15 protein-coding genes and 1 pseudogene are annotated in these 19,406 nt (G+C 36.8%); 13 read left to right on the top strand and 3 right to left on the bottom strand.

Features of this window, described 5'->3' with window-relative positions; translation table 11 throughout:
- Positions 1 to 1,105: 1,105 nt before the first annotated feature.
- On the bottom strand, positions 1,106 to 2,995 hold the full coding sequence (locus tag GGR08_RS05395) for a peptidyl-prolyl cis-trans isomerase (protein ID WP_183194350.1): 1,890 nt from the start codon (positions 2,993 to 2,995) through the stop codon (positions 1,106 to 1,108).
- 156 nt (positions 2,996 to 3,151) lie between these two features.
- On the opposite strand from GGR08_RS05395, the gene tpiA reads away from it, so the two are divergent.
- The 13 genes from tpiA to GGR08_RS05330 all read left to right on the top strand — a co-directional run bounded on the left by tpiA (position 3,152) and on the right by GGR08_RS05330 (position 17,210).
- On the top strand, positions 3,152 to 3,916 hold the full coding sequence (gene tpiA / locus GGR08_RS05390) for a triose-phosphate isomerase (RefSeq protein WP_183194349.1): 765 nt from the start codon (positions 3,152 to 3,154) through the stop codon (positions 3,914 to 3,916).
- Positions 3,917 to 3,999: 83 nt separating this feature from the next.
- A complete protein-coding gene (gene secG / locus GGR08_RS05385) occupies positions 4,000 to 4,452 on the top strand; it encodes a preprotein translocase subunit SecG (protein WP_183194348.1) in 453 nt (150 codons plus the stop codon).
- A gap of 127 nt (positions 4,453 to 4,579) precedes the next feature.
- Entirely contained in the window at positions 4,580 to 6,208 is a 1,629-nt protein-coding gene (gene pyrG / locus GGR08_RS05380; RefSeq protein ID WP_183194347.1) for a CTP synthase, read from the top strand.
- 37 nt (positions 6,209 to 6,245) lie between these two features.
- The gene (kdsA, locus tag GGR08_RS05375) at positions 6,246 to 7,082 is read left to right on the top strand and encodes a 3-deoxy-8-phosphooctulonate synthase (protein WP_183194346.1); all 837 of its coding nucleotides are present in this window, start codon (positions 6,246 to 6,248) and stop codon (positions 7,080 to 7,082) included.
- A 63-nt stretch (positions 7,083 to 7,145) separates the two neighbouring features.
- Positions 7,146 to 8,414 (top strand): phosphopyruvate hydratase, encoded by a 1,269-nt coding sequence (eno, locus tag GGR08_RS05370; protein ID WP_183194344.1) that lies wholly within the window; start codon positions 7,146 to 7,148, stop codon positions 8,412 to 8,414.
- A 114-nt stretch (positions 8,415 to 8,528) separates the two neighbouring features.
- On the top strand, positions 8,529 to 8,936 hold the full coding sequence (locus tag GGR08_RS05365) for a TM2 domain-containing protein (RefSeq protein WP_183194343.1): 408 nt from the start codon (positions 8,529 to 8,531) through the stop codon (positions 8,934 to 8,936).
- Between the two features lie 889 nt (positions 8,937 to 9,825).
- Positions 9,826 to 10,158: an FtsB family cell division protein gene (locus GGR08_RS05360; protein WP_183194342.1), complete on the top strand. Its 333-nt coding sequence runs from the start codon at positions 9,826 to 9,828 to the stop codon at positions 10,156 to 10,158.
- Positions 10,159 to 10,272: 114 nt separating this feature from the next.
- The gene (gene pdhA, locus GGR08_RS05355) at positions 10,273 to 11,313 is read left to right on the top strand and encodes a pyruvate dehydrogenase (acetyl-transferring) E1 component subunit alpha (protein ID WP_183194340.1); all 1,041 of its coding nucleotides are present in this window, start codon (positions 10,273 to 10,275) and stop codon (positions 11,311 to 11,313) included.
- A 16-nt stretch (positions 11,314 to 11,329) separates the two neighbouring features.
- A complete protein-coding gene (locus GGR08_RS05350; RefSeq protein ID WP_183194339.1) occupies positions 11,330 to 12,694 on the top strand; it encodes a pyruvate dehydrogenase complex E1 component subunit beta in 1,365 nt (454 codons plus the stop codon).
- Positions 12,695 to 12,708: 14 nt separating this feature from the next.
- Positions 12,709 to 14,028: a pyruvate dehydrogenase complex dihydrolipoamide acetyltransferase gene (locus GGR08_RS05345; protein ID WP_183194338.1), complete on the top strand. Its 1,320-nt coding sequence runs from the start codon at positions 12,709 to 12,711 to the stop codon at positions 14,026 to 14,028.
- 221 nt (positions 14,029 to 14,249) lie between these two features.
- The gene (gene lpdA, locus GGR08_RS05340; protein WP_183194336.1) at positions 14,250 to 15,710 is read left to right on the top strand and encodes a dihydrolipoyl dehydrogenase; all 1,461 of its coding nucleotides are present in this window, start codon (positions 14,250 to 14,252) and stop codon (positions 15,708 to 15,710) included.
- Between the two features lie 73 nt (positions 15,711 to 15,783).
- The gene (lipA, locus tag GGR08_RS05335) at positions 15,784 to 16,746 is read left to right on the top strand and encodes a lipoyl synthase (protein WP_183194335.1); all 963 of its coding nucleotides are present in this window, start codon (positions 15,784 to 15,786) and stop codon (positions 16,744 to 16,746) included.
- Positions 16,747 to 16,748: 2 nt separating this feature from the next.
- Complete coding sequence (locus GGR08_RS05330; protein ID WP_183194334.1) at positions 16,749 to 17,210, top strand: type II toxin-antitoxin system RatA family toxin; 462 nt, start codon at positions 16,749 to 16,751, stop codon at positions 17,208 to 17,210.
- 611 nt (positions 17,211 to 17,821) lie between these two features.
- On the opposite strand, the pseudogene GGR08_RS05325 reads toward GGR08_RS05330, so the two are convergent.
- Together GGR08_RS05325 and GGR08_RS05320 are read right to left on the bottom strand one after the other, a co-directional pair.
- A pseudogene (locus GGR08_RS05325) lies at positions 17,822 to 18,172 on the bottom strand (CinA family protein); the annotation flags it as partial.
- Positions 18,173 to 18,202: 30 nt separating this feature from the next.
- Complete coding sequence (locus tag GGR08_RS05320) at positions 18,203 to 19,393, bottom strand: bifunctional 2-C-methyl-D-erythritol 4-phosphate cytidylyltransferase/2-C-methyl-D-erythritol 2,4-cyclodiphosphate synthase (protein ID WP_183194364.1); 1,191 nt, start codon at positions 19,391 to 19,393, stop codon at positions 18,203 to 18,205.
- Positions 19,394 to 19,406: the final 13 nt, after the last annotated feature.

Here is a 19,406-nt window from a genome sequence, read left to right as displayed (position 1 = left end):
AATTATAAAAGCATTACAATTTTATTGATTATTGTTAAAGAGCTATGCGGTGTGTTTTTTTAATTTTCGTTTCTTGTAGAGTTAATTTTTAAAAATTGTAAGAAAAATAAAGGATAATATAAGATCTATACGGGTTATCTCTATTCTAGAAAAATTTGATTTATAATGATAATTTATTATTTTCATCGTGAATTAAAAAACCGAATATCGTAGGATTCCTTTATTTCAAATTTCTCAATGTTGAATCAATCAAAGCCATCCCTTTGCATATTATTAAGTGGGGAGAAAAATCGCGTAAGAAAGAAGTAAAAATAGCTCTTATTAAATCAATGCAAGAGCTGTTGGTGACACTGAAAGTTGGAAAATCCAACAATGGTACCAGTTTTCTAACAACTACGGTAGCAAGGCCACTGTTACACTTTTCCCATAAGGGTGCTGTGTGATGTAATCACACCTTAATACACTGTTGTATATCTTAATTAGAGCATAAAATACAGTTAATTTTTATAACGGAATTTAGGTTTATCATAACCATTTAACATAATTAAATAATTATATAACAAAACACGTATTTATTGTAAATATGTATTTATATTTTTTAATACACTGTGTATAAATATTGTAATATTTTTATAAAGTTATTATTTTTTATTATGTATTTTAAAATCTATATTCGATCATTTATTAAACAATTTTGCCATTTTTCTTTTATCAAAATTGGCGATTTAGGTAGTTTTATTGAAAATGAAAGCAAGCTCTCACATGATGGCAATTGCTGGGTTGTTGCTAAATACATGTGTTGTAAAATCTTATCGTGTTTAGGAAGAATATATATAAGGGTAACAATATGACGAGTTGTAAATAAATGACAATGGAGGTATTAAAGCTTAATTGGCGAGAAAATCTACAGCCTTGAGTTTTTAATCCATTGATAAAGTGACTCTATATTTCATTTATTTTCTCGCAAATTAGTACATGTATGGATTTGCGAGAAAATAGATAGTTATACAAATACTAACTAACAACAAGAAGGAAGCCATCTTGCCTTCTTAATTAGAGCTGATCGAAACTTTATAATAAATTCTTTAAATTATACACAACTTTTTTATTGGAGAGCGTTAAAGATCTGATTATAATTCGCGCTATTAATTTCCAAAGGATGCTCTTTATTGGCAATTTGTAGCATTTCTAGCTTGAGGTCTTCTCTTATCATCATATCTATATTGGTACGAATCTCAGGTGAGAGAGTGTGAGGCGTGATGTTTTGAGGCATTGTTACAGTTTTTATTTGATAAATGATACGGTTTGTTGCAACTGGACTTTTTATGACACCATAATGACCTTTGGGGCCAGAAAATAATGCTTTAACACCTTCAACACCAAAGATTTCAGATGAATCTTGACGACGGAGAGCTTGTGTTGTTTGTTTTGGAACACCAAGTTTACGAGCAAGAGAAGCAAGATCTTTTCCTTCAGTGAGCTGTTTAAGAATATTTTGTGCTTTTTCATCAAGAAGGCGTTGGATTTCTTCACTTTTCCATTGAGTAAGAACATCTGGCTTAGCCTCTTCAAAAGTTTTATCACGTGCTGGGATAATTTTATCGACCCTATACCAGAGATATCCACCACTTTGAAAAGAAAGAGGTTCAAGATTGATATCCTCATTTGATTGATAAATGGCATTCAGTAAAATATCTTTTTGAGGTAAATCCGTGAGTATTGCACCTTCAAGTGTTTTTCCCGTTTTATCAATGGTGATTGTGCGAAAAGATAATTTATATTGGTTAGCAAGCTCTTTAAGAGAAGAGCCTTCAAAACGGGCATTTTCAATTGCTAGATAATTGTTTCGGATATCATCGATAGCATGATTTTTTGCAAGTGTTTGGCGAATATTTTCTTCTACACTTTCAAAAGGAAGAGGTCTTGAAGGTTCAATATGCGTGACACGAATGAGAACAGGTCCCTGTAAGTCATTTATTACAGCACTGACTTGTCCTTGTTGGAGTTCAAAAATTTCAGATGCCAGACGATTAGGAAGTTCATTTTCTGCGAGAGGCCCTTTTTTTATGTCATTAAGAGCCTTTTTTTCAGCTTTTACTAGTTCGTCAAAACTTAAACCGTCGGCTATTTTTTTTGCTGCATTATCAGCTTCTTCTCGTGTAGAGAATCGCAATTCTTCAAATGTGCGTTTTTCAGGAGTTACAAAACGTGCAGTATTCTGAGCATAATAGGCTTTTGCCTCTTCTGTTGAGATATTTTTAGGTTTTATGAAATCATTAAGTTTCATAGATAATAAAGAGACAGTTCGGTATTCTTGAACACGAAATTCACTTTGATGCGTTTCAAACCATTTTTGCAATGTTTCGTGATCAGGATCAGCAATTGTTTCCTCTTCATTTAAAGTAATAATGAGATAATCAGCGATCCGCATTTCCCCTTGATAAAAAGCAAGTGCTTTATAAAAGAGATCCGGTGCTTTCATATCAGCGAGTAAAGCTGAAATAAGCTGATTTCGCTTTTCTTTTTTGATGTAATAATTAAGAAAAGCATTTTCACTGATCCGTAAATGCTGCAAATAGTTATAAAATAAATTTTTATCAAAAGTGCCATTTATTTGGAACATATTATCACTCCCAATCATATGGGCTATTGTATCTTTTGAAAGACTTATTTTCATTTTACGTGCTTGTTCATCAAACAGTGTATTTTGTTGCAATTGACTAAACACGAAAGCGGGAATTTGGTATTGCTGCATTTCATTTGGCGTAAACATTCGTCCAAGCTGAGCGGCATGCGCTAAACGTGCACTTTGATCGGCAAGTGTGAGATGATAATCATCGATAGTTGTTATGGATTTTCCAGAAGTAATAAGATCTCTTTTACTTTTGGTCTGTAATTGTGGTATTCCCCATAAAAGGATAAAGCATAAGAGTAAAATAGCAAGAAAAACCCTGGAAATCCAAGAATTTGCAGCATTTCTTATGATATCAAGCATTGTTCAATTCCATCATTTTATTATGAGTTATTCTCAAAGCAGTAATGGAATTTGCAATAAAGACACAAAAGATGCAAGCTTTAAAGACTTGCTTTCATTTTATAATTTGGTACCTACAATAAACAATGTATGGTAATAGCTTTCGAGGTGAAAATTATGTCTCCAAATATTCGGCCTTTTCTTGCTGGAAATTGGAAAATGAATGGAATGAGTGAATCGCTTGAAGAATTGCGCACTATTGCTATCGGCGTTAGCTCTGATCTAGGTCATCTGTTTGAAGCCCTAATTTGTGTTCCAGCAACACTTTTATCGCGCGCTTCTAATATGCTGGATGGTAAAAATCTCTTTTTAGGAGGACAAAATTGTCACTTTGCTGATCATGGCCCTTATACTGGAGATGTTTCAGCTTTTATGCTTAAAGAAGCAGGAGCGAGTCATGTTATTCTTGGGCATTCAGAGCGTCGTATAGTTTATCAGGAAGATGATGCGATTGTCTGTGCTAAAGTGCAAGCAGCTTGGCGAGCGGGGCTTGTGACTCTTGTGTGTATTGGTGAAACATTGGAGGAGCACAACAATAATAAAGTGCTGGATGTTCTTGCGCAGCAGCTTGAAGGCTCTTTACCAGACGATGCGACATCAGAGAATACCATTATCGCTTATGAACCTGTTTGGGCAATCGGTACTGGTAATATGGCGACTTTAGAAGATATTGCAAAAGTGCATCATTTCATTCGTGAGAAAATGTGTTCTCGTTTTGGTGATGAAGGGAATAATATGCGTTTGCTTTATGGTGGATCAGTAAAACCATCCAATGCATTTGAACTTTTAAGCATTGCTCATGTTAATGGTGCTTTGATAGGTGGAGCAAGCTTGAAAGCGGTTGATTTTTTAACTATTTGCAATGTTTATCGTCAATTCTAGCAGAGAAATTTAAGTTTCCCCCTTGGATTGTGTGTTATTTATGTGTAAATAGCCATGAAAGAGTTATTTGAAGAGCAGGGTTTATGCAAACAGTACTGATTGTTATTCATTTATTGATTGTGATTACTTTGGTTGGTGTTATATTAATTCAACCTTCTGAAGGTGGTGGTCTCGGTGTGAGTAATAGCTCAGGGTTGATGAAAACCCGTGGATCTCGAAATCCTTTAACACGTTTAACTGCTATTTTGGCATGTTGTTTTTTTGTCGTCTCTATTGGCCTGACTGTGGTAGGAAGTATATCAACTTCTAGTTCTGATATTTTAAAGCGTATACCGATTAATTCAGAGCAGAATTCTACCAATAAGAATTCAGAATCAGTATCCTCACCAGGTGGTGAGTCTCCCTCTTCTATTCTTGAGCAGCTAGGAGGCAGTTCGAATTTTTTACAGGAACAAAAACAACTCACAAATCCTGAAGCAGAAAACCCAGTTTCACCGGTTCCTGAAAATACAGTTCCCGATAATAGTACAAAATAGTTTTTTTGAGAAAATATAGATTTTTAAAAGGGTGATTTTTTTGATTTTTTTATTTTAGAAGAAAAATTATTTCTTTTTGCATTTTTTGCTGGAAAAATCATTATAAATTGCTTATCACCATAAGCCCATGGCACGTTATGTTTTTATTACTGGTGGTGTGGTTTCTTCTCTTGGAAAAGGCGTTGCAGCGTCGGCATTGGCAGCGTTATTACAGGCTCGTGGTTATCGCGTGCGGCTTCGCAAACTTGATCCTTATTTAAATGTTGATCCAGGTACAATGTCGCCTTGTCAACATGGTGAGGTGTTTGTAACCGATGATGGTGCGGAAACAGATCTTGACCTTGGTCATTATGAGCGTTTTACTGGGCGTTCTGCGAATAGCCAAGATAATATTACAACAGGGCGTATTTATCGCAATATCATTGAACGAGAGCGGCGTGGTGATTATTTAGGAGAAACAGTTCAAGTTATTCCTCATGTTACGGATGAAATTAAGAGATTCATTACGACGGGGAATGAAGAATTTGATTTTGTTTTATGTGAAATAGGTGGAACGGTTGGGGATATTGAAGCAATGCCTTTTCTAGAGGCAATTCGTCAGCTTCGTAATGAGTTACCGAGACAGAATGTTGTTTATGTCCATCTTACATTAATGCCGTATATTCCTTCAGCAGGTGAATTAAAAACAAAACCAACGCAACATTCTGTCAAAGAATTGCAATCGATTGGTATTTCTCCTGATATTTTGCTTGTGCGTGCAGCCCGGTCTATTCCAGAAACGGAGCGGTGGAAGTTATCACTTTTTTGCAATGTTCGCTCCAGTGCGGTCATTCAGGCGTTAGATATGCCGACGATTTATGATGTTCCTATGGCATATCATAAAGAAGGTTTAGATTCTGAAGTTCTTTACGCTTTTGGAATCGATTCTGCACTTCCCCCTCAGATGGATTGTTGGGAAGATATTACGCATCGCATTCATCATCCTGAAGGAGAGGTTACGATTGCTGTTGTTGGAAAATATACAGGCTTAAAAGATGCTTATAAATCGCTTATTGAAGCGATTGCGCATGGTGGTTTAGCGAATAAAGTAAAGGTTAATATTGAGTGGATTAATTCGGAACTTTTTGAAAAAGAAGATTCCATCTCAGCATTACAAAAAGTTCATGGAATTTTGGTTCCAGGTGCCTTTGGAGCACGAGGGGCAGAAGGGAAGATTCGAGCAATTAAATTTGCACGTGAACGTAAAGTTCCATTTTTAGGAATTTGTTTTGGAATGCAATTGGCTTGTATAGAAGCTGCACGCAATCTTGCACAGATTGAGAATGCTTCATCAAGTGAGTTTTGCGAAACAGAAAATCCAATTGTCGGTTTAATGACAGAATGGCTCAAAGGTGATGTTTTTGAAAAACGTACAAGAAATAATGATCTTGGCGGTTCAATGCGTCTTGGTGCCTTTGCCGCTGAATTGAAAGAAGAAAGCCATATTGCCAAAATTTATGGGATGACAAAGATTGTTGAGCGGCATCGTCATCGTTATGAGGTCAATATTGATTATAAGGACAAGTTAGAACGGTGTGGTTTGATTTTTTCTGGTATGTCTCCCGATGGTATTTTACCGGAAACGATAGAATATGCAGATCATCCATGGTTCATTGGTGTTCAATATCATCCAGAATTAAAATCACGTCCTTTTGATCCACATCCGCTTTTTTCTTCTTTTATTGAAGCTGCGGTAGAACAAAGTCGATTAGTTTAATACTTAAATTTTGGTTATTTTGCTTTTGAGGAATAATATGTCTAAACCAAATGCTAGAGTGAAAGTTGGAAATATTATTTTTTCAAATGAAATGCCTCTTTCATTAATTGCAGGACCATGTCAGATGGAAAGTCGGGATCATGCTTTTGAAATAGCTGGTCGTATTAAAATAATTACCGATCAGATTGGTATTGGGTTTGTTTATAAATCGAGTTACGATAAAGCTAACCGAACCTCTTTGAATGCAACACGTGGTATTGGCCTTGAAAAAGCAATGGCTATTTTTTCTGATTTAAAAAAGGAGTTTGGTTTTCCCATATTAACTGATGTGCATACGGAAGATCAATGTGCAATTGTTTCTTCTACGGTTGATGTTTTACAAATACCGGCTTTTTTATGTCGCCAAACGGATCTTTTGGTAGCAGCTGCCAAAACAGGGTGTGTTATTAATATTAAAAAAGGTCAGTTTTTAGCTCCGTGGGACATGGAAAATGTTTTAAAAAAGGTTGTTTACAGTGGCAATCCGAATATTATGCTTTGTGAGAGAGGCACGTTATTTGGTTATAACCGACTTATTTCTGATATGCGTTCGGTGCCTATTTTACGTTCATTTGGTGCTCCTGTTATTTTTGATGCAACACACTCTGTTCAAGAACCAGGTGGCCATGGTTCTTCATCTGGTGGACAGCGTCAATTTGTTGAGGTTTTAGCGCGTGCAGCTGTTTCTGTTGGGGTGGCAGGTATTTTTTTAGAAACACATCAAGATCCAGATAACGCGCCTTCTGATGGTCCCAATATGATTAAAATTGATGATTTACAAAGATTGCTTGAGACTTTAATGGAATTTGATTATCTGTCAAAGAAGTTGAATTAAAAAATATTTCATTAATATGGCATTAGAAATGAATCGTGCCTTTTATTGGATAAGGGAGCACATATGGCTATAATTGTCGATATCATTGGCCGTGAGGTTCTTGATAGCCGTGGTAATCCAACGGTTGAAGTTGATGTTCATTTGGAAAATGGAGCTTTTGGTCGCGCTTTGGTTCCCTCAGGAGCTTCAACAGGAGCACATGAGGCTATAGAACTTCGTGATGGTGGTTTGCGCTATCAAGGGAAAGGTGTTGAAAAAGCAGTTTCTGCAGTTAATGGCGAAATTCTTGAAGAACTTGGTGGGCGGGACGCAACAAATCAAATCGCTATTGATCAAGCAATGATTACTTTGGATGGAACGCCAAATAAAGGCCGTCTTGGTGCTAATGCACTTCTTGGTGTTTCATTAGCTGTTGCAAAGGCAGCTGCGGCTTCATTAAATCTACCTTTATATCGTTATATTGGTGGTACGCAAGCGCATATTCTTCCAACACCTATGATGAATATTATTAATGGTGGCATTCATGCTGATAACTTGATTGATTTTCAAGAGTTTATGATTATTCCTATAGGAGCTCCTACGGTCAGGGAAGCTATCCGTTATGGTGCTGAAATTTTTCATGCATTGAAAAAACGTTTAAAAGATGCAGGTCATAATACTAATGTTGGTGATGAAGGTGGTTTTGCACCTCAATTTACAAGTGCAGATCAAGCAATTGATTTTATTATGGAATCTATCATAACATGCGGCTATAAACCAGGTGAACAAATTGCTATTGGTTTAGATTGTGCTTCAACCGAATTTTATAAAAATGGTTCGTATTTTTATAAAGGTGAGGGGAAATGCCGTGATATTCAAGAACAGGTAGATTATCTAGCACAACTTGTGAAAAGTTATCCTATTATTACAATTGAAGATGGAATGGCGGAAGATGATTGGGAAGGTTGGAAGCTACTCACTGACACAATTGGAGAAAAATGTCAGCTTGTTGGCGATGATTTGTTTGTAACAAATTCAGCACGTTTACGTAATGGTATTAAAATGGGAGTAGGCAATTCTATTCTCATAAAAGTTAATCAAATTGGTACTTTGAGTGAGACACTTGATGCTGTAGAAGTAGCTCATAAAGCAGGTTATCATGCTATTATATCTCATCGTTCAGGCGAAACAGAGGATTCTTTCATTGCGGATCTTGCAGTTGCAACGAATTGTGGACAAATTAAAACAGGTTCTCTTGCGCGCTCGGATAGATTAGCAAAATACAATCAACTTATTCGTATTGAAGAAATGCTAGGAGACCAAGCACGTTATGCTGGTGATTTATATCGTTGATAAGTTGTGGGCACAAAGTTTGAAAGTAAAATATCCTTTAGATGTGAAATTGATATTTTTATCAAAGATATATACGTGATAATTGTCTAGGTATTTAAATTTGTAGGAATTAAAATGAAAGGTGTGATTATTAGTCAAGATCAAGGAACTTATCTGGTTTCGGGTGATGATGGTAAGCGTTATCAGTTTGCGATTTGGGATTGGTTAGGAAAAAAATCGCCAAGGATTGGTGATACTGTCGATTTTGTGTATGAAGGAGGTGTTGTCAGTTCTGTTTTTCCATTATTAAGACCAGGTAGCGAGCACTCAAAGATAAAGTTTGCTATGATTTGTTGGGTTACGGGTATCTTTGGTGTTCATCGTTTTATGGTTGGTAAAGTTTGGACTGGAGTTTTAATGCTCATTCTATCTTTGTCATTTTTTGGATTGATGATTACTGGTATTTGGGCGATTGTTGATTTTATCGTCATTCTCGCTGGAAAATTTACAGATAAAGATGGGAATCAAATTACGGAGTTGTGAAGATTTTACAATCAATGTAAAGAGAAGGTAATTTTGTTCGTTTTTTATTTTTATAAATATTAAGTTCATGATACTCAATTATTATAATATATGTTTTAAATGTGAGATATTAAATAACCTATGCACAGTTGAATAAAAATATTGAAACAGACTGTGCTATTTTATGTGAATAGAATAAAAGTAAAATCGCTAAACGTGCTTTTTATTGCAGTTCATAGAAGGTATGTTGTTGGGGATTTCAAGTTCTTTTAATTGTTACGTTTACCGCAGTGTATATAGATTGTATTCATGTAGTTATTCTATTCAGCATGCTATCGACTTAGAAGAAGAACCTCTTTATGGATAACATATGAGGAACAGCTTTATAGATGTTTAAGGCTGAGAAATAAAATTATCGCTTAGGATCAAGGAGGTTATCTCATTTTTGGAGATGATAGTAAGCGTTATCAATTTTCAGGTTGCAATTGGTTAGGTGAAAATTACCAAAAGTTGGGAATATTATTGATTTTGGATGAAGAAGATTCCACTAGATTTGTTTTCCCTATCTTGTTCGTAGGTCAGTCAGAATAATCAAGGTGACGTTAGAATCATTTGCTTTTTGGGGAAATGTTGGTGTGCATCGTTCTATGGTCGGTGAAATAAGGGCCAATATTGTATTGCTTTTCTAGTTATTTTATTTAGGAAATTATAGCCACAAAGATGCATGTAAAATTACAAGTTCGTGGCTATCCAATAAAGTGGATCATTTAGCTTCCGTTGCTTGTATTGAAGGGGGATAGATTGATAATGACAAATTATTTTGTGTAGTTTAGTAATGAGGTATTAATCAAAATTGCGTAGAGTGAGGCTGAGTATTAAGAAATTTGTTCTGTAAAGACTGTGCTATTTTATGTGGACAAAGCAGAAACGTAGATCAATCAAAGTACGCTTTGTACTGCCTCTTATGACAGTGGGAGTTTTAAGCTATTTCAGTTACCATATTTATCATGGTGAGTATGGATTGTATTCACGCAGTGAAGTTAATCGGCATCTTAGCGAGTTAGAAAAGGAGCTTCATAAAATAGAAGCTGAGCGGGTATTTATTGAAAAGCGTATTTCTCTTTTACGCAATGGGTACATTGAGAAGGATATGTTGGATGAGTATGTCCGAAAAAATTTAAACTTTTCTAAGTCAAATGAATTGACAATTTTAACGCCTTGTAAATGGTGTCAAGGTGAATAAGAAATCGCTTAATTTAAACAACAATTACCTATGATATTGTTTAAGCTGATTGTTAAGGCTTGTAACTTTTGTTCGTAAAGGTTATTCCTAGACAATCATAAAAGGGAGTTTAATATGGCAGAACGACTTAAAAAAAATTCTGCGTCGGTGGTGTGCACTGCATTATCCAGCACCACAAAGAAAGCACTAATAGCAGATTTTACAAAAGAGGAAGAAATTATTGCCTATCGTGAAATGCTTTTAATTCGTCGTTTTGAAGAAAAAGCAGGACAACTTTATGGTATGGGGCTGATTGGGGGATTTTGTCATCTTTATATTGGCCAGGAAGCTGTCGTTGTAGGAACATTAAAGGCAGCAAAAGAAGGTGATCAGGTTATTACGTCTTATCGTGATCATGGCCATATGTTAGCAGTTGGGATGAGTCCGCGTGGTGTTATGGCAGAATTAATGGGGCGTCAAGGTGGCTTTTCCAAAGGGAAAGGTGGTTCGATGCATATGTTCTCTAAAGAAAAGAATTTTTATGGAGGACATGGTATTGTTGGTGCACAGGTTCCGATTGGTTCAGGTTTGGCATTTTCGAATCAATATCTTGGTAAAGATAATGTGACTCTGGTTTATTTTGGTGATGGTGCTGCAAATCAGGGGCAGGTTTACGAAAGTTTTAATATGGCTTCACTTTGGAAGCTTCCAGTTGTTTATATTATTGAAAATAATCAGTATGCTATGGGAACATCAGTTCCACGTGCGTCTGCAGAGACTGATTTTTCCCGACGTGGTCTTTCTTTTGAAATTCCAGGTCTTATTGTTAACGGTATGGATGTTCGAGCAGTAAAAGGAGCTGCTGATGAAGCAATTTCTTGGTCACGTTCGGGTAAGGGACCAATCATTCTTGATATGCAGACCTATCGCTATCGTGGTCATTCTATGTCTGATCCAGCAAAATATCGTTCAAAGGAAGAAGTTCAAAAAATAAGAGAGGAATGCGATCCGATTGATCAAGTAAAAAGTCGGATTCTTAGACAAAATTGGGCGAGTGAAGACGATTTGAAGTCTATTGAAAAAGAAGTTCGTGCAATTATTGCTGATGCAGCAGATTTTGCACAAAGTGATCAAGAGCCAGATGCTTCTGAGCTCTATACTGATATTTTAGTTTGATGTGAAGGGAGCTAGTATGTCTATTGATATTTTGATGCCGGCGCTTTCACCAACTATGGAAGAAGGTAAACTGTCTAAATGGCTTAAGAAAGAAGGCGATAAGGTTAGTTCTGGCGATGTTATTGCTGAAATTGAAACGGATAAAGCCACAATGGAAGTAGAGGCTATTGATGAAGGCACTCTTGGTAAAATTTTTGTGCCTGAAGGTTCTGAAGGTGTAAAGGTTAACACTGTTATTGCGGTTTTGTTAGAAGAAAGTGAGAGCGCTGAGGATATTTCTCAACCTACCGCTACAGCACAAGGACCTAAAGAATCTTCTTTCTCTCTTTCTTTGTCAGTTCCGCAGTCTCCTATTCTTGATACGTTTCCTGATTTTGATATTCCGGCTGGAACACAGATGGTTACGATGACAGTGCGTGAAGCGCTTAATCAGGCTTTGGCTGAAGAAATGCGACGTGATCAAAAGGTTTTTCTCATGGGGGAAGAAGTTGCGCAATATCAAGGTGCCTATAAAGTTAGTCAAGGTTTGTTGGAAGAATTCGGGGAACGCCGAGTTATTGATACCCCAATTACAGAGCATGGTTTTGCTGGGATGGCTGTTGGTGCTGCTTTTGGAGGATTACGTCCTATTGTTGAATTTATGACATTTAATTTTGCGATGCAGGCGATGGATCAAATTATTAACTCAGCAGCAAAAACACGGTATATGTCTGGTGGGCAAATGACTGTTCCTGTGGTTTTCCGTGGTCCCAATGGCGCAGCTGCCCGTGTTGGTGCTCAACATTCTCAATGTTATGCCGCATGGTATAGTCATGTGCCAGGTTTGAAAGTTGTCATGCCTTATAGTGCTGCAGATGCAAAAGGTTTGTTGAAAGCTGCTATACGTGATGATAATCCTGTTATTTTCCTTGAAAATGAGATTTTGTATGGGCATCAATTTAATGTTCCTCAACTCGAAGATTTTGTTTTGCCTATTGGTAAGGCGCGTATTCATAAGTCTGGACAGGATGTGACGATTGTTGCATGTGGAATTGGAATGTATTATGCTGTTCAAGCGTTACCAGAAATTGAAAAACTTGGTATTGATGTTGAATTGATAGATTTGCGAACCATTCGTCCGATGGATCTTTCAACAATTCTTTCTTCAGTTAAAAAAACAGGTCGTTTGTTAACAATTGAAGAAGGGTTTCCTCAGTCATCTGTAGGAACTGAAATAGCAACACGAGTTATGCAGCAGGCTTTTGATTATCTTGATGCGCCAATTGCTACGATTTCTGGAAAAGATGTTCCGATGCCTTATGCAGCTAATCTTGAGAAGTTAGCTTTGCCTAATACAACTGAAGTTGTTGAAGCCGTTAAGGCTGTGATGTATAGAGCATAATGAAGGAAAGCACAATGCCCATTAAAATTACAATGCCAGCGCTTTCCCCTACGATGGAAGAGGGAAATTTAACAAAGTGGAATATTAAGGAGGGAGATAAGGTTTTCTCTGGTGATGTTATTGCTGAAATTGAGACGGATAAAGCGACGATGGAAGTTGAGGCCGTTGATGAAGGTACGGTTGCTAGAATTGTTGTTCCTGCTGGAACACAGGGCGTTAAGGTAAATGCTTTGATTGTTGTTTTAGCAGAGGAAGGTGAAGATTTAGCTAAAGCTGCAAAAGTTGTAGAAGAAACCTCTTCTTCTACAATTCAAGAATCAGAGGGTGTAAAACAGCCAGATTCTCTAATGCAGATGGACTCAAAGGATTCAAAAATATCTCACGAATCATCATCTCAACAATTAATACAGCAAGATAAAAGAAGATCTCGTCGTTTTGCTTCTCCCTTAGCACGGAGGTTAGCATCTCAGGCAGGCCTTGATTTATCCCTTATTGCTGGAAGTGGTCCGCACGGACGTATTATCAAGCGCGATGTAGAAAAAGCTATGAGCAGTGATATTTCTGAGACTTCTTTAGTCGCAGAGGCTTCTGATAAACAGATATTGAAACTTTTCAAAGAGGATGAATATGTTTTCACGCCCCATAATAATATGCGTAAAACAATTGCAACACGTTTAGTGGAATCAAAACAAAGAGTTCCGCATTTCTATATAACAGTAGATTGTGAACTTGACGCGCTATTAGCGTTGCGGACACAACTGAATGCTGTTGCGCCAATGGTTAAGATGCAGGAAGAAGAAAAGCCTACTTATAAGCTTTCTGTTAATGATATGGTAATCAAAGCTGTTGCACTTTCTTTGAAAGCAGTGCCTGATGCGAATGTTTCTTGGCTTGAAGGTGGAATGCTTCATCATAAACATTGCGATGTTGGTGTTGCTGTTTCTCTTCCTAATGGATTAATTACACCGATTATTCGCCATGCAGAGGAAAAGCCGTTGTCGCTTATTTCCAAAGAGATGAAGGATTTTGCAAAGCGTGCGCGTGAGCGCAAGTTAAAAATGGAAGAATATCAAGGTGGAACAACAGCTGTATCAAATATGGGGATGTATGGTGTGAAAAGTTTTTCTGCTATCCTTAATCCACCGCATGCAACGATTTTTGCGATTGGTGTGGGGGAACAGCGCGCTATTGTTAAAAATGGTACATTAACCGTTGCAACAGTTATGTCGGTTACACTTTCTGCTGATCATCGTGCTGTCGATGGCGCTTTAGCAGCGGAGCTTGCACGGACTTTTAAGAAGATGATTGAAAATCCATTCACAATGTTGGTTTGAATTATTCCTACAGCTCTTCATGTAAATTGAGAGAGTGTGTGGTGAGAGAGTACAAATAAATTCAAAGAGTTTGGAGGGCAATGTTATTGCTGTTTCTAGTTTGGCTAAAGCATTTATGTAAAGCTTAGAGTAAAGAAGTAAGATAATTTTGTCATGTTGATTTTTAATTTTAAGTTCAAAAAGTACATATCCATTTTATATATATCCATGGAGGAATTACTGTGGCAAATCTTTATGATGTAATTGTGATTGGATCAGGTCCAGGCGGATATGTAACCGCAATTCGTGCAGCACAATGTGGTTTTAAAACTGCGATTGTTGAACGTGAGCATTTGGGAGGGATTTGTTTAAATTGGGGATGCATTCCAACAAAAGCTCTTTTACGCTCTGCGGAAATGAAATATTTTGCTGAACATGCAAAAGATTATGGATTAAAAATTAATGGTTCAATTGAAGTAAACATCAAAGATGTTGTAGCACGTTCACGCGGCGTTTCAGCGCGTTTAAATGCTGGTGTTGGTTTTTTAATGAAAAAAAACAAAATTGACATTATCTGGGGTGAAGCAAGGCTTACTAAAGAAGCAAAGGGAAGCCATCCTGCGGAAATTGTAGTTTCTTCATCTTCAAAACCGGTTATGCGACCGCAAAATCCAATCCCTAAGGGAACATTAGCGGAGGGGCTTTATCAAGCAAAGCATATCGTTATTGCAACGGGTGCACGTCCTCGTATCCTTCCTGGTATTGAGCCAGATGGAAAACTCATCTGGACTTATTTTGAAGCTATGGTACCGACAGCAATACCAAAATCGCTTTTGGTCATAGGGTCTGGAGCTATAGGCATTGAATTTGCTTCTTTTTATCATGCCATGGGAGCTGAGGTAACTGTTGTTGAAATAATGCCCCACATTATGCCCGCTGAAGATCTTGAAATTTCAATATTTGCTTGTAAACAGTTAGAGAAAAAAGGTTTACGTATTCTTCGTCAAGCAAAAGTAACAAAAGTTGAAAAATCTTCCGATTCTGTAACCGTACATATTGATATTCAAGGTAAAATAGAGTCAATGACTATTGACCGTTTAATCTCCGCTGTGGGAGTACAGGGTAATATTGAGAATCTTGGATTAGAAGCTTTGGGAATAAAGACCGATCGTGGGTGCATTATAACCGATGAGTGGGGTTGGACAGGTGTTGCAGGTATTTATGCTATCGGTGATGTAGCAGGTCCTCCTATGTTGGCCCATAAAGCAGAAGAAGAAGGCGTAATATGTATTGAACATCTTGCTGGTTTAAAGAGTGCTCATCCGCTTGATAAGAAAAAAATTCCAGGATGCACTTATTGCACACCGCAAGTTGCTTCTGTAGGACTTTCAGAAGTTACAGCAAAAGAAGCAGGTTATGATGTACGTATTGGTCGTTATTCTTTTTCTGCGAATGGCAAGGCGATTGCTTTAGGTGAAGATCAAGGATTAGTAAAAACAGTTTTTGATAAAAAAACAGGACAGCTTCTTGGGGCTCATATGGTGGGGGCTGAGGTAACAGAATTGATCCAGGGATTTGTTATTGCTATGAATCTTGAAACAACAGAGGAAGAATTAATGCATACTATCTTTCCACATCCGACTTTATCGGAAATGATGAAAGAAAGTGTATTGGATGCTTATGATCAAGTTTTAAACGCTTGATGATTGGATTGTATGAAAGAACAAATATTTTTCATTGCTGCTTCAGATTCGTATTTATAAGGCAAAAGCTTAAATGGTTACGGTTGTTGATAGAGTTACGAATAGGCGTTTGCGTCATCCTGAAAAGGCACATCGTCCGGATACGAGCGTTCAAAAAAAACCTGCTTGGATTCGTGTGAAAGCGCCAACATCACCAATTTATAAGGAAACACATGGTATTGTACGTACGCATAAGTTAGTGACTGTATGCGAAGAAGCAGGTTGCCCTAATATTGGTGAATGTTGGAGTCAGCGTCATGCCAGCTTTATGATTTTGGGTGAAATATGTACGCGTGCTTGCGCTTTTTGTAACGTTGCAACAGGCATTCCGCTTGCTGTTGATGATAACGAGCCAGAACGTGTAGCTGATGCTGTTGCACGAATGGAATTAAAACATGTTGTCATTACATCTGTTGATCGTGATGATCTTGTTGATGGTGGTGCTGAACATTTCGCAAAAGTTATTTATGCGATTCGTCAAAAAATTCCTAGAACAACAATTGAAGTTCTTACACCTGATTTTCGTCAGAAGGATGGTGCTTTAGAAGTTATTGTTGCTGCTAAGCCTGATGTTTTTAATCATAACTTAGAAACAGTTCCTTCTAAATATTTGAAGGTTCGTCCAGGAGCGCGTTATTTTCATTCAATTCGTTTATTACAACGCGTTAAGGAACTTGATCCAACAATTTTTACAAAATCGGGAATTATGGTTGGCCTTGGTGAGGAGCGAAATGAAATTCTGCAATTGATGGATGATTTGCGCTCTGCTGATGTTGACTTTATGACAATTGGACAATATTTGCAGCCTACGCGAAAACATCATCCGGTTGTTCGTTTTGTGCCTCCTGAAGAGTTTGAATCTTTTGCTAAAATTGGCAAAGTAAAAGGATTTTTACATATGGCTTCCAATCCTCTGACGCGTTCATCTCATCATGCAGGCGATGATTTTGCTATTTTGCAAAAAGCACGTGATGAAAAATTTGCCTTACAGAGATAATTATGCCAGCTTTTTCAACACATCGGCAAGTTGCCCATAGTGCTCGTCAGATGTTTGATCTTGTGTCAGATGTTGAACATTATCCTGAGTTTTTACCAATGTGTGAGGCTTTAATAGTACGTTCTCGCAAAGAATGTGATGAAAAGACATTGCTTATTGCGGATATGACAGTTGGTTATAAAGTTATTCGAGAAACTTTTACAACTCAAGTTTTTCTTCAGCCGAAAAAAAGTTTGATAGAGGTTAAATATATTAATGGTCCATTTAAATATCTTGAAAATCGCTGGTCATTTTATAATATTGAAAATACGAATGCATGTAATATAGAATTTTTTATTAATTACGAATTTAAAAGTAAGATACTTGGGCGCGTGATGGGCTCAATGTTTGATATTGCGTTTAGTAGATTCACCGACGCTTTTGAGAAGCGTGCGCATCAGATTTATGGATCAATGGCAATATAATCTATTCTGTTATTTTTTTAACAATACATATTGTTTATAAAAGCATGAAGGTGAAAACTGATTTTCATCTTTACTATTTGTCTTAAATTTAGCTTTTTGGTTTTCAAAAGTATATAGAAATATCATTTTAAATGATGAAGATGCTGCATAACTTCATAATTTTGTTTCCCTCTTTTTTTCATAGGGTCATATCCTTTAAATAAAACGTTTTAAACAGAATATGCTTAGTTATACATGTTATTGTTTAAAAAGAACATCTCTCAGCATGCGTTATACTCATTTTCTGATAGCATTTATAAATAAATAGTAAGGTCGGTCGTAAAAGTATGTAAAACCCATTGTGCACCACATCTTTGCATTTACAAAAAAGTATGTTTTTGCATTATTTATTTTCTATCTCTCAGATGTTGCGACACGTTTTAGCACTTGAGAAAGGTATAAGTGTTTCTTTCTTTAGTAATTTTTATTTTATACAGCTTGCCTTGCTTGTGATGTGCAAGTGAATAAATTTAATTAATTCAACATAAACAGGACTGAAATAAACAAGATTGAAATGAGATAACCTTAAGATCTTCAGGTCTTTCATTAGCGCATTTTTTTGTGCAGGGGGAGTGATTTTTGGAAGCAACTACGCAATACACAAGTTCTAGAGGTTTGTTAAGACTTGTACTTCTTGAACCTGCAACCCTTGTTACAGAAATTGCGATGTCAGCTTCTGAATGTTTTCATCTTCCTTCAACCATTGCAAGAGCAATTTCTTTTGAAACGGCACCATAGGTTTTTATAAGTTTAACACATACGTCAACAAGGTGTGTTTTAAATTTATTTGAATAAACAACAAATCCACAATTGAGAACAACTAATGATTTTGCAATATTTGTGAAGTTTGCAGCAATGAAACCTCCTGTACAAGACTCTACAGTTGTTAACAGTAAACCTTTTTGGCAACAGGCATTAAAAATTTCACGTGCCTGTTTTTTATAAAAAGTATATCATTGGGGAATTTTTCCTGGATAAAAAACGCTTGCTGTTGCAAGAGCAGCAATTCCTTCACCACGACCAATAAATCCAAGCTTTTCATTTGTTGTTGCTTTGATAGAAATTCTATCAGGTGTAATTGCAAGGATTGCCATAAGATTTTCTATCATGGCATGACGATAAGGACCAATTTTAGGCTTTTCAGCGATAATTGTAATATCAACATTGGTAATACGAGCATCTGCTTGTTTTAGAATACCAAGAGCATGACGTAGAAAAATTTCTGATGATACATTTTTCCATTGAGGTTCAGAGGGAGGAAAATATTTACCAATATCTCCTGCGCCTTGCGTAGCAAGAAGGGCATCTGTTAATGCATGCAGAGCGACATCCGCATCGGAGTGTCCATTTAATTTTTTATGAAAAGGGATTTTTATACCACATAATATAAGAAAATCCCCTTTCTCGAAAGAATGAACATCATAACCATTACCAGTACGGATATCGGGAAACATTTGCATTTTTTTCTGTAGATATAAATGGGCGGTATCAAAATCTTCGTGCCATGTAATTTTTATATTATGAGGATCACCTGGAACAGTAAGCATAGGGAGTCCAAACCATTCAGCAATTGCACAATCATCAGTGAAGTCTTCTTTACAAGCTTTTTTTGCTTGTTTATGGGCAGCTAAGATATGTTCAAAGGGAAAACACTGTGGAGTTTGTGCGCTATAAAGATAGGAACGAGGAATTGTTTCTAACACATACTGGTTATTTACACGTTTAAGGGTATCAGAAACAGGCAGAACAGGCAGGACACCTTCTTGAGGAGTAACAGTGGCATGAATGTTATCAAGGAGTTTGTTTTCGATAAAGGGGCGTGCACCATCATGAATATGCACATATTGAAGGTTAAATTTTTTGAGCGCTTGAAGTCCATGTAAGGTGGAGATTTGACGTGTATTGCCTCCTTCAATGATAATAAGGCGCTCTTTAAAGTCGGCGATAGTTTTTTCACAGATTTGACGATCTTCTGGATGAATAACGAGGATAATCGTTGTGATAGCTGGATGCTGTAAAAAACACTGCACGGTATGATAAATAATCGGCTTTCGTCCTAGAAGCTGATATTGTTTTGGAATTTTATGAGGAGATTCTACTCTTTTACCGCGTCCAGCGGCTAATATTATTGCTGCAATAGAAATAGCTAATCTCCTT

This window comes from Bartonella fuyuanensis (genome assembly GCF_014197255.1).
GTDB classification, from domain to species: domain Bacteria; phylum Pseudomonadota; class Alphaproteobacteria; order Rhizobiales; family Rhizobiaceae; genus Bartonella; species Bartonella fuyuanensis.
Note: the sequence above shows the minus strand (reverse complement) of the source record. Positions and strands in the feature narration are given on the sequence as shown.

What these genes read in the sequence shown, in the direction of transcription:
- GGR08_RS05350 (WP_183194339.1), top strand. Translation starts at nt 11,330, where the DNA reads ATGTCTATTGATATTTTGATGCCGGCGCTTTCACCAACTATGGAAGAA.
- pdhA (WP_183194340.1), top strand. Translation starts at nt 10,273, where the DNA reads ATGGCAGAACGACTTAAAAAAAATTCTGCGTCGGTGGTGTGCACTGCA.
- eno (WP_183194344.1), top strand. Translation starts at nt 7,146, where the DNA reads ATGGCTATAATTGTCGATATCATTGGCCGTGAGGTTCTTGATAGCCGT.
- kdsA (WP_183194346.1), top strand. Translation starts at nt 6,246, where the DNA reads ATGTCTAAACCAAATGCTAGAGTGAAAGTTGGAAATATTATTTTTTCA.
- GGR08_RS05365 (WP_183194343.1), top strand. Translation starts at nt 8,529, where the DNA reads ATGAAAGGTGTGATTATTAGTCAAGATCAAGGAACTTATCTGGTTTCG.
- GGR08_RS05360 (WP_183194342.1), top strand. Translation starts at nt 9,826, where the DNA reads ATGTGGACAAAGCAGAAACGTAGATCAATCAAAGTACGCTTTGTACTG.
- GGR08_RS05395 (WP_183194350.1), bottom strand. Translation starts at nt 2,995, where the DNA reads ATGCTTGATATCATAAGAAATGCTGCAAATTCTTGGATTTCCAGGGTT.
- tpiA (WP_183194349.1), top strand. Translation starts at nt 3,152, where the DNA reads ATGTCTCCAAATATTCGGCCTTTTCTTGCTGGAAATTGGAAAATGAAT.
- pyrG (WP_183194347.1), top strand. Translation starts at nt 4,580, where the DNA reads ATGGCACGTTATGTTTTTATTACTGGTGGTGTGGTTTCTTCTCTTGGA.
- secG (WP_183194348.1), top strand. Translation starts at nt 4,000, where the DNA reads ATGCAAACAGTACTGATTGTTATTCATTTATTGATTGTGATTACTTTG.
- GGR08_RS05345 (WP_183194338.1), top strand. Translation starts at nt 12,709, where the DNA reads ATGCCCATTAAAATTACAATGCCAGCGCTTTCCCCTACGATGGAAGAG.
- GGR08_RS05330 (WP_183194334.1), top strand. Translation starts at nt 16,749, where the DNA reads ATGCCAGCTTTTTCAACACATCGGCAAGTTGCCCATAGTGCTCGTCAG.
- lipA (WP_183194335.1), top strand. Translation starts at nt 15,784, where the DNA reads ATGGTTACGGTTGTTGATAGAGTTACGAATAGGCGTTTGCGTCATCCT.